Genomic DNA, 12136 nt, shown 5'->3' on the forward strand with positions numbered 1-12136 from the left:
GAAAGGAAAACATGGACGAGTTAGATTTATTAAAAAAAGACTGGAAGAAAAACGAACCTCAGTTTCCGAAAATTTCGGAACAGGAGATTTATGGAATGTTGCATAAGAAATCGTCATCAATTGTAAAATGGATTTTTATTATCAGTATCATTGAATTTATTGCTTTAAATTCCCTGAGTTTATTGCTTCCGAATGATTTTGATTCAAAATTAGGATGGGTAGAAACTTTTGTTCGTTATTCGGATTATGTGGGTTATGCCATTGCAGCATTCTTTATCTATTTATTTTACAAAAACTTCCAATCCATATCCTCTACATCTACAACAAAAAAACTGATGGAGAGTATTTTGAGAACAAGAAAAACGGTAACCTATTATATTTTCTTTAATATAGCCTATGTGTTTTTGGCTGGACTGCTGATTATTGGTTCTGAGGTAAAAATGTTACTTATTGACACGCATCAGGAAATGAAAGTTGTAGTGGGCGCAAGTATATTGTTACTGGTATTTTTACTCGTTATTCTTTTAATTGTATGGTTGTTCTACCGATTAATTTACGGTTTCTTGCTAAGAAGACTTCACAAAAATTATGAAGAATTAAAGAAAATCGATTTATAATAAAAAAAGCTTCAACAATGTTGAAGCTTTTTTTATGTTTACTATTTCATCTTAATCCTCGTAATCTTCTTCATCCTCATAATCGTCCACACCAAACAAGAAAGGCTCAATCATGATTTTATCGGCAAGAGCTTCTACCCTTTCGGTTAAGTCTTCTGCAAAGAAAAGTCGTTGCGTTTTTTCAACACTGTTGGACAAACGCAAAACGATGGCATCCATTCTTATTTTAAAAAGTTCGTCAGCATCGTCAATCACAAACATTTTTATTGTGTTCATGTTAAAACCTGCTGAAGAAAACATTGCGTTGATTCTGTTAGGCGTACCGATCAGAACATCAACCCCTAACGAAATCTGGTTTTTATCGTAATCGATATCCCCTTTGTCATGAGAGCCAAAAACACGTAAATTGGTGTAATGTGCGAATTTTTTGAATGTATCCACCATTTCCAGAACTGCTTCTTTGTCTTGCACCATGATTAGCGCTCGGGTCGATTCACCAACAGCTTTTTCAAGTTTCTGGATTACCGTGTACACTATCGTGGTTGATTTTCCACCACCTTTAGGCATTATCACAACTGCATCCGCACCACTTTTCAGGGTACTAAAACAGTCTTTCTGAATTTCATTCGGCGTTTCAATTCCGTTTTCTGCTAAAGCCTTTGACAGCTTATCGTTTATTTTTTTTAGTTTCATTTAAAAGCTAAGTTAAAAGGGAGAAGGAATAAGGAAAACTAAATTTATGTTGTGCCTCATCACTTACAACTAATTTATTTACTTGCGAACAGTTTCACATCGTTTTCCGAAATTTCATTTCCACCTAAAATAATAAGGCGTTCCACTACATTTCGAAGTTCACGGATGTTCCCTGTCCAATCATATTCCTGTAATAATTTAATGGCATCGATAGAGAATTTCTTAACCACAGTTCCTTGTTCAGACGCGATTTTTTCAGCAAAATGATTTATCAACAACGGAATATCGTCGCGTCTGTCATTCAATGCCGGTACTTTAATTAAAATCACGGCCAGACGGTGGTATAAATCTTCACGGAAACGTCCTTCCGCAATTTCTTTTTTCAGATCCTTATTTGTTGCAGCCACCACACGTACATTAACTTTGATATCTTTATCAGCACCTACGCGCTGAATAAGATTCTCCTGTAAAGCGCGTAATACTTTGGCTTGCGCCGAAAGACTCATATCTCCTACCTCATCCAAAAAGATGGTTCCTTTATCTGCGGCTTCAAATTTTCCGGCTCTGTCTTTCACCGCTGAAGTGAAGGCCCCTTTTACGTGACCGAACAATTCGCTTTCAATCAATTCACTTGGAATAGCAGCACAGTTTACTTCGATTAGTGGGGCACCGGAACGCTCACTTTTTTCATGTAACTGATGCGCCACCAATTCTTTTCCGGTTCCGTTTGGTCCGGTGATTAAAACCCGGGCTTCGGTTGGCGCAACTTTATCAATCATTTCTTTAATCTGATTGATGGCATCGCTTTCACCTATCATTTCATAATTTTTGGAAACTTTCTTTTTCAGAATTTTGTTTTCCGCCACCAGTTGTTTTCGGTCTAAAGCGTGTCGAACCGTATTTAACAACCTGTTCAAATCTGGTGGTTTGGAAATGTAATCGAAAGCACCAAGACGCATTGTATTTACAGCGGTTTCCAGATCACCATGACCTGAAATCATTACCATCGGGATTTCCGGTTTTATTTTTTTAACGGCTTCGAGTACTTCTTCGCCATCCATTTTTGGCATTTTGATATCGCACAAAACCAAATCATAATCTTCGTTCTTGATTTTTTCCAAGCCCTGAAGACCGTCTTCGGCTTCATCCACTTTATAGGTATCGCTTTCTTCCGAAAGGATTTTTACCAAAACCCTGCGGATGGATGCTTCGTCTTCGATGATTAATATTTTTGACATTCTTTTTTTGAGTTTCAGAGTTGCTTAATAACTAAACTGGCGGAATTTTCCAATTATAACCTAAACCACTAAATTACTAATACTTAAGCCATTTATACAATTCCTTCCACGTTGGTTTTTTACCGTACATTAAAATACCTACGCGATAAATTTTCGAGGCAAACCACACTACACCAAAAAACGTTCCAAAAAGTAAAGCAATCGATAATGTTAACTGCCACCATGGCACACCAAACGGGATTCGCATCAGCATTACGATAGGCGATGTAAACGGAATCATGGAGAATACCGTAGCCACAGTTCCGTGAGGATCATCCATAACCGTAAAGAATCCGACATAAACTCCTAACATCAAAGGCATTATAATCGGCAATAAAAACTGTTGTGAATCGGTTTCCGAATCGACCGCAGCACCGATGGCCGCATAAAGCGAGCTATACAGGAAATAACCTCCTATAAAATAAATGATAAAACAAGTGATTAATGTTCCGATAGGCAGGTTCCAAATTTCATTAATATACATTTGGATTGTACCTCCCAATTCATGTTTGGCAGCATCTACCATTGCCGGATCTACCGAAGATGCTGCGCCGGCCTGAATGCCAAAGAAAGAGGAAACACCGAGCAGAAGTATTCCCCCAACAATTGCCCAAATAGCAAATTGAAGAATTCCTGCCAACGAGTTTCCGATGATTTTACCCATCATCAACTTATAAGGTTTAACCGAAGAAATAATGATTTCGATGATACGGTTTGTTTTCTCTTCGATAACGCTGCGCATCACAAAATTCCCGTAAATGATAATAAACATCATGATCAGATAACCGAAAGCAGAACCGATTCCGATTTTGATTTCGTTCAATCCCTTCAAACTGTCTTCCCCTGAAAATTTAGCCAAATGAACATCGGATTCCACTTGGGCACTGTCAATTTTTGCAGAATCAAAACCTAATTCTTTTAAGTTATTCTGGGTAAGCTGATGATTAATCACATCCTCCATCTCCATGATAAATTCCATACTCGGACTATCATCTGAAATGTACTCCACCTTTGTGGCCAAATCTTCAGGATTGGTCACTTTCGGGATATAGATCAAACCTTCATAATTTTTACTGGCAGTGTCTTTCGCCGTTTTGAAAGGCATCGCCGATAAATCTACATAGGCCGTTTCTTTAGTGTTTTTAAAGTCTTTTTTGAATACACCCAATTCATCGTGAATCGCCACTTTTTTCACTTCTCCTTTATTCATGTTAGCCAGGTAAGCGATTAAAAATGACATTCCGACAATTAAGAGCGGACTTAAAAACGTCATTACGATAAATGATTTATTGCGCACTTTGGCAATAAATTCCCTTTTTATGATTAATGATATTACAGACATTTGAGTTATGAGTTATGAATTAACATTCACAATTACTTTTGACTTACCGTTTGAATAAAGATATCGTTTACAGTTGGAATTTTCTCAACGAAATGAGTTACCTGACCGTTTTGCGTAAGGATGTTTAATAATTCATTTGGTGTTGCCCTATCAAGCTTTATATTCAGCTTAATCTCATCGTTTAAGGATTTGAAATTGGTTTGCTCCAACTTGAATTTCTGAGTCAGCTCATACATCAGACGCTCAACGTTATCGGATAGAATGCCGACTTCAAACGAGTTGGTCCTGTGTGATTTTTTTACATCAATCAACTTTCCTTCAATCAGTTTGTTCGATTTATGAAGTAAAGCAATGTAATCACACATTTCTTCCACACTTTCCATGCGGTGCGTAGAGAAAATTACAGAAGTTCCCTTTTTATTCAGTTCGATGATTTCATCTTTAATAAGATTGGCATTAACCGGGTCGAAACCTGAAAAAGGTTCATCTAAAATCAACAATTTAGGTTCGTGCAGAACGGTAACTATGAATTGCACTTTTTGAGCCATCCCTTTGGACAATTCCTGAATTTTTTTGTCCCACCAATTACCTATTTCAAATTTATCGAACCAATATTTCAATTGTTTTTTAGCTTCGGAATGAGGCAAGCCTTTCAGTTGTGCCAGATACAAACACTGCTCCCCTACCTTCATGGTTTTATACAAACCACGTTCCTCGGGCATATAACCGATGTGCTGCACGTGGTGCGGTGCCAATTTTTCACCATCCAGATAAACTTCACCTCCATCCGGCATGGTAATTTGGTTGATAATACGGATAAGAGATGTTTTTCCGGCACCGTTAGGACCAAGAAGCCCATAAATACTGCCTTGGGGAACTTGTAATGAAACACTGTTTAAAGCAGTATACTCGCCATATTGCTTAACAACATTTTTAACTTCAAGAATTGAACTCATTGCAAAATTTTGATTTATTTCATCACTTCGGTCAATTTTAACCTAGCGCGTGTAAAAGTACACATTAGTTGTCGATTGTGTTATATTGTTACACAAAAAACCCACCCTGACTTACATCAGGATGGGAAAAAAATTGCTATGCTAAAAACATAACAACAAAAAAATTATGAAAACATATCTTTTACTTTCTCAAAGAAAGATTTGTCTGTTTTTTCGGGTTTTGGAATGAAGTTGTCTTCGTTTAACGCTTTTTCGAAGAACTGTTTTTGTTCTTTGGTTAAGGTTTTAGGTGTCCATACATTTACGTGAACCAACAAATCACCGCTTCCGTAACTGTTGAGACTTGGAATACCTTTTCCTTTCAAGCGTAGAATTTTTCCTGACTGAATACCTTCTTCCAACTTAATTCGGACTTTTCCTCCGACTGCTTCAATATCTTTTGAAGTCCCTAAAGCTGCTTCTGCAAAACTGATGTACAAATCATAATGCAGGTTCTCGCCTTCACGCTTTAAGAATTCGTGTTCTACTTCCTCAATCACAACAATCAAATCACCAGGAATACTGTTTGAACCCGGAGCATCATTCCCTTTTCCGGAAACTTTTAACTGCATACCATCAACAACTCCTGCAGGAATTTTGATTGAAACAGTTTCATCCTCCATTATCATACCATGCGCATCCGCTTGTGATGGTTTACCGTCGATAATCTGACCCGTGCCTCCACAAGTATGACACGGTGAAGACGTTTGCATTCTTCCCAAGATCGTATTGGTAACTTTCATTACCTGACCTGAACCATGACATGTCGGACAGGTTTTATAGGTAACGCCGTGTGCCTGAACTTTACGTTTTACCTTAACTTTTTTCTCTACGCCGTTGACTATTTCTTCTAACGTAAGTTTAACTTTAATACGAAGGTTTCCGCCTTTCATTCTGCGTTGACCGCCGCTGTTTCCGCCAAATCCTCCGAAACCTCCACCAAAGGCACCTCCAAAGATATCACCGAATTGGCTGAAAATATCGTCCATGTTCATGTGGTGAGCTCCACCACCAAATCCGCCGGCTCCTTCAAAGGCTGCATGACCATACTGATCATAACGTGCTTTTTTGTCAGCATCACCTAAAATTTCATACGCTTCGGCAGCTTCCTTAAATTTATCTTCCGCCACTTTGTCGCCCGGATTTTTATCGGGATGGAATTCCAGTGCTTTTTTACGGTAAGCCTTTTTAATCTGCTCTGGGGTTACGCCTCGTTGAACTCCTAATACTTCGTATAAGTCTCTTTTTTTCATCAGCTTGCTTTATTTTGGCTTACTGCCCAATAACTACTTTCGGAAAACGGATAATCTTATCTCCTAACTTGTATCCTTTTTCCACTACATCCACCACTTTTCCTTTTAAATCATCTCCGGCTGGAATTTGTGTTATCGCCTCAGCGAAATCGGCATTGAAAACATCACCTGCTTTTACTTCCACCTCTTCCAATCCTTTTGAAAGCAATGTTGATTTTAATTTTTCGTAAATTAATTCAACCCCTTTCAACAGATTCTCGTCTTCGGTTTTTGAGATTTGGACCATAGCTCTGTCAAAATCATCCATAACCGGTAACATTGACTGTAAAACTTCCTGACCGGCAGTTTTAAAAAGTTCCACTCGCTCTTTTGAGGTGCGTTTTTTGTAATTTTCAAATTCGGCAAACAAACGCAAAAACTTATCTTTTTCTTTTGCTAAATCTTCCTCAAGTTGCTGTTCCGGAGTCAATACTGGATTTTCAATCTCCTGGTTTTCTGAAACATTTTCATTTTGTAACTGCTCATTCTCGATGTTTTCAGTACTTTCCTGGCTCATATTTTTAAATATTTTTTTGAACATTATTTTCTTGTATCACTTTTGGGACTGCAAATGTATTGCCAAAGCATTTAAAAATGTCAATTTGTCATTTGTTTTTTTAATTAAATATTGCAAACCCGGAATTAGTTATCTAACTTTAGTATAATTTTAAGAAGTTTTTGATTACGAATAAATAGATTTGTATAACGCGTAAAATTCATTATTATGAAAAAAATTGTTTTAAGCCTTTTGATAGTATCCAGTATGGTTTTTGTCTCCTGCAAAAAAAATGAAACGGAAACCAACAAAGACAATGCTGAAGCGGTAGCTTCCGCAGAAGGCACCATATATAAAGCAAATCCGGCTGAATCCATCATATACTGGTCAGGATCGAAACCAACAGGAAAACATATGGGAACGGTTAACCTTCAGGAAGGTGAATTTATTGTAAAAGACAACAAAGTTGTTGGCGGAAAATTTACGATTAACATGAACACCATTACGGTTACCGATTTAAAACCAGATGATGGTAAAGAAGATTTGGAGGCACATTTGAAAGGAACCGGTGATAAGAAAGAACAAGACCACTTTTTTAACGTTGAAAAATATCCAACCGGCTTATTCCAGATTAGACGAATTGAAGAAGAAAATGGCAAAACTGTTGTTTTTGGTAATCTATCCATAAAAAATGTTACTAAATCAGTTAATTTCCCAGCTACTATAAATGTTAGCGACAACGAAATAAATTTTGTAAGCGACTCTTTAGTATTAAACCGAACTTACTGGAATATTACTTACGGATCAAAAACTATTGCCGGTACACTGAAAGACAATCTCGTTCACGACGAAATGATTTTACAGGTAAATGTAAAAGCAAAAAAATAATTATTAATTCACATACGTTACAATCTTAAAAAGCACTCGAAAGAGTGCTTTTTATTTTTTTATCTAATCAAGAAAAATCATCAACTTTATTTACAGCTGATTTCAACTATCAGCATTATTACATTTTTCAAAGATATACATCCCAAAATTTACAAGTCTCATATTTTCTTTAAACATAAGTAAAAAACTACAAACACAGTAACATAAATAATCTATTTTGTGAATATTGCTTATAAAAAACCCGCTTTCTTAAAAAAGTTTCCAAAAAAGCTTTTTTTGTTATTTTTAAGAAAAACTGCACAATTCAGAAAAGCAAATAAGCAATATATTTATGTAGATATTCGATAAATAATCAACACAAAATCAAAACATTTAATAAGTATTAACAATAGTAACTAACGAATATGAAGAAAAAATTACTTCCTGCATTATTTATTGCCACATTAACATTCTTTTCAAATGAAAATCTAAGAGCCCAAAACAGTATAAACTTAGATGGAGTTAATGATTTTATCCAAACAAACTATTCTGGTATCAGCGGCAGTAGTGCGCGAACAGTAGAAGCTTGGATTAAAACTACTGCCAACGCAAATCCTAGTGCCGGTGGTGTACAGCAAATTATTACCGATTGGGGAACCAATTCCAGCGGATCCCGCTTTACATTTAACATTTTAAACAATAACGCTATCCGTCTTGAAATAAATGGTGGCTCAGTTAACGGAACCATTCCGGTTAACAATGGGACATGGCATCATGTAGCAGTTGTTTATGATCCATCCGCAGCATCTAAAATCAGTCTTTATGTAGACGGAAATCTCGATACTGCCGGAAATCCTGCAATATCTGTAAACACTGGGTCTACCGTAAAACTAAGAATTGGAAATCGAGTGGATGGTGTAACTTTTTTCAATGGAAGTATCGATGAAGTACGCGTTTGGAGTGTTGCCAGAACTGCAACCGAAATTGCGAACTATAAAGATACCGAATTCTGTTCCCCTCAACCGAATTTAACCGCATACTATAAGTTCAATAACGGTACGGTCAACGGAGCAAATACATCAATCACAACAACAGAAGATTATTCTGTAAACACAAACAACGGAACTCTAAGCAATTTTGCGCTTACAGGAAGCTCTTCAAACTTTACTGTTGGAGCATCACTTACTCTGAATTCAGTCAATACTTCCGTTACAGCTAACAATGGTACATTAACATCAGCTGAAAACACTGCAACCGGCACAACTTACAAATGGTTGGACTGCAACAATGGAAATTCAGTTATTCCAGGTGAAACTTCTCAATCATTCACTCCGCCGGCATCAGGAAATTTTGCTGTTGAAATCACAAAAAACGGATGTAAAACTGTATCAACATGTACACAAATTACCTTAGCAACGGATTCATTCGACTTCGGAGAACAAATTAGTCTTTACCCTAACCCTTCATCAGGTTTATTCTCATTCCAGTTACCTTCAACGGAAGAAAAAATAACTGTTTCCGTAAAAACAATAACAGGACAAACCGTTGTGAACAAAACTTTCAGCAATACTTCTGAATTCACATTGGATGTAAGTGAAAGTACAGGAATCTACTTTGCAACAATCGAAACAAGTTCCGGCGAATTCGCAACTCTTAAACTTATCAAAAAATAATACCTTTTAAAAAACAAAAAGCACCGAGATAACGGTGCTTTTTGTTTATATCTATTAAGTCATTTACACAAATAAATTATCGAGTGCTTTTTCAAGGATTTTGAATTTATACTGAAATCCGTCGTTCAAAGCTTTTTGCGAGCTTACATTTTGGCTTTCATAAAGCAGAATGCTCATTTCGCCCAGCACTAATTTCATCAGAAACTGAGGCACATTCGGCATAATAATATCCTTATCCAATGCATCGGCTATAGCTTTAACGAGTTCCGAATTACTTACGGGATGCGGAGCCACTGCATTATAAACACCACTCCAGTTATTTCGGATAGAATACAGGAACATGGCAACCAAATCGTGGATATGAATCCAGGACTGCATTTGTTTCCCTGTACCAAAGGCAGCTCCCATTCCGGATTTAATAGGTTTTACCATTTGAGGCAAAGCCCCTCCTTCATTAGCCAATACTAAACCGATTCTGAGTTTACAAACTCTAATATTTAAGCGCTGGAACTTTTCTAATTCCTTTTCCCATTTTTCAACAACACTTCCTAAAAAGGTCGGACTTATGCTATTGTTTTCCTCAGTATACAATTCGGTGAGACTGCTCGGATAAATGCCAATTGCAGAAGCAGACACAATCTGTTTAACCTGATTGGGATTATTTTTAAGTACGTTATAAAGTAAATTTGTTGTTAGGATACGGCTTTCGATAATCTCCTGTTTATAAGAATCCGTCCAGCGTTTCGCTATGGTGGCGCCAGCCAGATGTATGATAGCATCCACACCTAAAAGACAATTCTCATCGATTACCCCTTTTTGCGGATCCCAAAAAAAACCGTGATAATTAGGCTCGCTTTCTATTTTTTTAGCTGAAGTAGTTAAATAGTGTATGACTATGCCGTTTTGCAAGAGCAACGAAACCAACTCCTTTCCGATCAACCCTGTAGCTCCAGTTACTAAAACTTTCATTCTCAGCTTTTTATTACAAATTTAATAGGCTAAAGATAAAAATAAATGTTAATTAAGGTAGGTTTAACTTTTATTCAGAATTTACTTGAGTTTGATGCTCCATTCGAAATCCATTTCGGAAACCTGTTCGCCCATTTCGTCAACGCCTACAGATTTCATCCAAAAGGTCTGCCCCTCTCTGGTTGCGATTGCCTTTTGAATTGCTTCGGCTATTAAATTGCCTTGATTACAGGTAAATGTGATGCGCCCCTTGGCTTTTTTAGTGAAGTTTCCCTTATTATTAGCCACCAACATGGAGATATTCTTTTCGCTTTTTTTAATCTGATACATTACCAAGGCTCCTGTTGTTAGTTCTGCAGCCATGGCCTGCACGGCAAAATACATGGAATTAAAAGGGTTTTGATTGAACCAACGGAACTTAACAGAAGCCACACACTTTTCAGGAGAAATGTGTTTTGCACGAACACCGCACCAAAAAGCGGAAGGCAATTTAAAAAACAAAAAAGTATTCAATTTTAAGGGCGTAAACTCCATAACACTTGATTTTACGCTAATATACAAAAAATAGTAGGCACTCATAGTAAATTTTACATTGTTAAAATTTTGTTAATTTACAGTACTTTGTATTGCAAGGTATCTGTTTTTAGCTTTATCTTTGTATAAGAAATTAATAGACTATCCAAAGTATTATTAAAAGTAAAATCAATCATCATGAAAAAATCAATCATTTATTTAGGAATCGCTTTAGTAACTTTTACAAATGTTATTTCAGCATTGGGTCAGCAATCACAGTTTAAATACAGTTTAACTCAAATTGCACAATCAAACGAAAATTCAGAAGGAAACGTTCAGGGTAACGATGTAACAGAAAGAAAGAGCAATACGGATGGAAATCTGGTACGTATTGAGCCAGAAACGATTGAAATTCCAACTTATAAAAAAAACATGGCGGAAATTATTGCTGAAAACAATCTAATTATCGAGAATACTATTCCATCTGAAGAAACAACTGAAGATTATCTGGCAAACCTCTCATCAGATTTTTATCCACTCGATAATAAAAAAACAATGGAGGAAATAATACTACAAGACAATCAGATTATTGAAAGCCCCGTTGTACATTACATTCAGCCAATAGCTTTAGAAAAACCCAAGAAATAATAACCTTACAAATACTCAAAATCAAAAATTGTTAAACAAACGTTAATTTCATGTACTATGCATTGCAAGGTATCTTCTTTTAAACTTATCTTTGTATAAGAAATTAATAGACTATCTATAGTATTATAAAAAATAAAAATCAATCAAGTTTCAATCATCACACGAGCCGCTAGGCGAATTGGCGGAGCAATCAAAATCAATCATCTCCCGATAGCTATCGGGACAAAAACGAACAATTATCATGACAACCGTAACCGAAAAAAACACAGCAACCTTGGTACACTTGAGTACGCTGACACAGTATTTCATTCCGCTTGGAAATTACTTCTTCCCGATTATAATCTGGGCTTTCAGAAAAGACAAATCGGAATTTGTGGATTACAACGGAAAACAGACCTTAAACTTCCAACTGAGCATGTTATTGTACTCCTTATTATTAGCAGTAGTAGCAATCCCAAGTTTTTTATTTGCCTTATTTAACACTATTACATTCGATCAATTGGAAGCAGGAAATTTTGAATTCGAGCAACTGTTTTCAGGAAACGACTCCGGATTACTTACAGTAGCCGCAACGGCACTGGTTGTGTTCTGTACCTTAAAAGTAGTAGAGTTCTTCCTTATTATATATGCCGCAGTAAAAGCCAGTAACGGAGAAAACTATCGTTATCCGATGAGTATCTCCTTCTTAAGATAAATCATCAATCATCATCAATCATCATCATCAATCATCATCATCAATCATCATCAATCAAAA

Annotated in this window: 13 protein-coding genes; 5 read left to right on the forward strand and 8 right to left on the reverse strand. The window is 36.5% G+C overall.

What is annotated here, in order from left to right; all coding sequences use genetic code 11:
* The first annotated feature begins 11 nt into the window (after window positions 1-11).
* A complete protein-coding gene (locus tag LZF87_RS13755; RefSeq protein WP_244339828.1) occupies window positions 12-617 on the forward strand; it encodes a hypothetical protein in 606 nt (201 codons plus the stop codon).
* A 51-nt stretch (window positions 618-668) separates the two neighbouring features.
* Here the strand turns inward: LZF87_RS13755 and LZF87_RS13760 are convergent, their stop codons facing one another.
* From LZF87_RS13760 to LZF87_RS13785, 6 genes are all read right to left on the reverse strand, one after another.
* Entirely contained in the window at window positions 669-1310 is a 642-nt protein-coding gene (locus LZF87_RS13760) for a DEAD/DEAH box helicase (RefSeq protein ID WP_244339830.1), read from the reverse strand.
* A gap of 74 nt (window positions 1311-1384) precedes the next feature.
* Complete coding sequence (locus LZF87_RS13765; RefSeq protein ID WP_244339832.1) at window positions 1385-2548, reverse strand: sigma-54-dependent transcriptional regulator; 1164 nt, start codon at window positions 2546-2548, stop codon at window positions 1385-1387.
* A gap of 76 nt (window positions 2549-2624) precedes the next feature.
* Entirely contained in the window at window positions 2625-3929 is a 1305-nt protein-coding gene (locus LZF87_RS13770; protein ID WP_244339834.1) for an ABC transporter permease, read from the reverse strand.
* Between the two features lie 32 nt (window positions 3930-3961).
* A complete protein-coding gene (locus LZF87_RS13775) occupies window positions 3962-4885 on the reverse strand; it encodes an ABC transporter ATP-binding protein (RefSeq protein WP_244339836.1) in 924 nt (307 codons plus the stop codon).
* Window positions 4886-5049: 164 nt separating this feature from the next.
* On the reverse strand, window positions 5050-6177 hold the full coding sequence (gene dnaJ / locus LZF87_RS13780) for a molecular chaperone DnaJ (RefSeq protein ID WP_244339838.1): 1128 nt from the start codon (window positions 6175-6177) through the stop codon (window positions 5050-5052).
* 19 nt (window positions 6178-6196) lie between these two features.
* Window positions 6197-6733 carry a nucleotide exchange factor GrpE gene (locus LZF87_RS13785; protein ID WP_244339840.1) on the reverse strand — a complete coding sequence of 179 codons (537 nt, stop codon included), beginning with the start codon at window positions 6731-6733 and terminating at the stop codon, window positions 6197-6199.
* A 207-nt stretch (window positions 6734-6940) separates the two neighbouring features.
* Here LZF87_RS13785 and LZF87_RS13790 point away from each other — a divergent pair, with 207 nt between their 5' ends.
* Window positions 6941-7600 carry a YceI family protein gene (locus LZF87_RS13790; RefSeq protein ID WP_244339842.1) on the forward strand — a complete coding sequence of 220 codons (660 nt, stop codon included), beginning with the start codon at window positions 6941-6943 and terminating at the stop codon, window positions 7598-7600.
* A gap of 404 nt (window positions 7601-8004) precedes the next feature.
* The gene (locus LZF87_RS13795; protein ID WP_244339843.1) at window positions 8005-9252 is read left to right on the forward strand and encodes a LamG-like jellyroll fold domain-containing protein; all 1248 of its coding nucleotides are present in this window, start codon (window positions 8005-8007) and stop codon (window positions 9250-9252) included.
* Window positions 9253-9315: 63 nt separating this feature from the next.
* On the opposite strand, the gene LZF87_RS13800 is transcribed toward LZF87_RS13795, so the two are convergent.
* Together LZF87_RS13800 and LZF87_RS13805 are read right to left on the reverse strand one after the other, a co-directional pair.
* Window positions 9316-10221 (reverse strand): TIGR01777 family oxidoreductase, encoded by a 906-nt coding sequence (locus LZF87_RS13800; protein WP_244339844.1) that lies wholly within the window; start codon window positions 10219-10221, stop codon window positions 9316-9318.
* 81 nt (window positions 10222-10302) lie between these two features.
* On the reverse strand, window positions 10303-10755 hold the full coding sequence (locus LZF87_RS13805; protein WP_244339846.1) for a DUF4442 domain-containing protein: 453 nt from the start codon (window positions 10753-10755) through the stop codon (window positions 10303-10305).
* 177 nt (window positions 10756-10932) lie between these two features.
* Here LZF87_RS13805 and LZF87_RS13810 point away from each other — a divergent pair, with 177 nt between their 5' ends.
* Window positions 10933-11382, forward strand: a complete 450-nt coding sequence (locus tag LZF87_RS13810; protein WP_244339847.1) for a hypothetical protein — start codon at window positions 10933-10935, stop codon at window positions 11380-11382.
* 241 nt (window positions 11383-11623) lie between these two features.
* On the forward strand, window positions 11624-12076 hold the full coding sequence (locus tag LZF87_RS13815) for a DUF4870 domain-containing protein (RefSeq protein WP_023574003.1): 453 nt from the start codon (window positions 11624-11626) through the stop codon (window positions 12074-12076).
* Window positions 12077-12136 lie beyond the last annotated feature (60 nt).

Source organism: Flavobacterium enshiense, assembly GCF_022836875.1.
GTDB classification, from domain to species: domain Bacteria; phylum Bacteroidota; class Bacteroidia; order Flavobacteriales; family Flavobacteriaceae; genus Flavobacterium; species Flavobacterium enshiense_A.

Bases quoted from the DNA above. Each gene is read 5' to 3' on its own strand.
- LZF87_RS13755 (WP_244339828.1), top strand. From the start codon at position 12: ATGGACGAGTTAGATTTATTAAAAAAAGACTGGAAGAAAAACGAACCT.
- LZF87_RS13760 (WP_244339830.1), bottom strand. From the start codon at position 1,310: ATGAAACTAAAAAAAATAAACGATAAGCTGTCAAAGGCTTTAGCAGAA.
- LZF87_RS13765 (WP_244339832.1), bottom strand. From the start codon at position 2,548: ATGTCAAAAATATTAATCATCGAAGACGAAGCATCCATCCGCAGGGTT.
- LZF87_RS13770 (WP_244339834.1), bottom strand. From the start codon at position 3,929: ATGTCTGTAATATCATTAATCATAAAAAGGGAATTTATTGCCAAAGTG.
- LZF87_RS13775 (WP_244339836.1), bottom strand. From the start codon at position 4,885: ATGAGTTCAATTCTTGAAGTTAAAAATGTTGTTAAGCAATATGGCGAG.
- dnaJ (WP_244339838.1), bottom strand. From the start codon at position 6,177: ATGAAAAAAAGAGACTTATACGAAGTATTAGGAGTTCAACGAGGCGTA.
- LZF87_RS13785 (WP_244339840.1), bottom strand. From the start codon at position 6,733: ATGAGCCAGGAAAGTACTGAAAACATCGAGAATGAGCAGTTACAAAAT.
- LZF87_RS13790 (WP_244339842.1), top strand. From the start codon at position 6,941: ATGAAAAAAATTGTTTTAAGCCTTTTGATAGTATCCAGTATGGTTTTT.
- LZF87_RS13795 (WP_244339843.1), top strand. From the start codon at position 8,005: ATGAAGAAAAAATTACTTCCTGCATTATTTATTGCCACATTAACATTC.
- LZF87_RS13800 (WP_244339844.1), bottom strand. From the start codon at position 10,221: ATGAAAGTTTTAGTAACTGGAGCTACAGGGTTGATCGGAAAGGAGTTG.
- LZF87_RS13805 (WP_244339846.1), bottom strand. From the start codon at position 10,755: ATGGAGTTTACGCCCTTAAAATTGAATACTTTTTTGTTTTTTAAATTG.
- LZF87_RS13810 (WP_244339847.1), top strand. From the start codon at position 10,933: ATGAAAAAATCAATCATTTATTTAGGAATCGCTTTAGTAACTTTTACA.
- LZF87_RS13815 (WP_023574003.1), top strand. From the start codon at position 11,624: ATGACAACCGTAACCGAAAAAAACACAGCAACCTTGGTACACTTGAGT.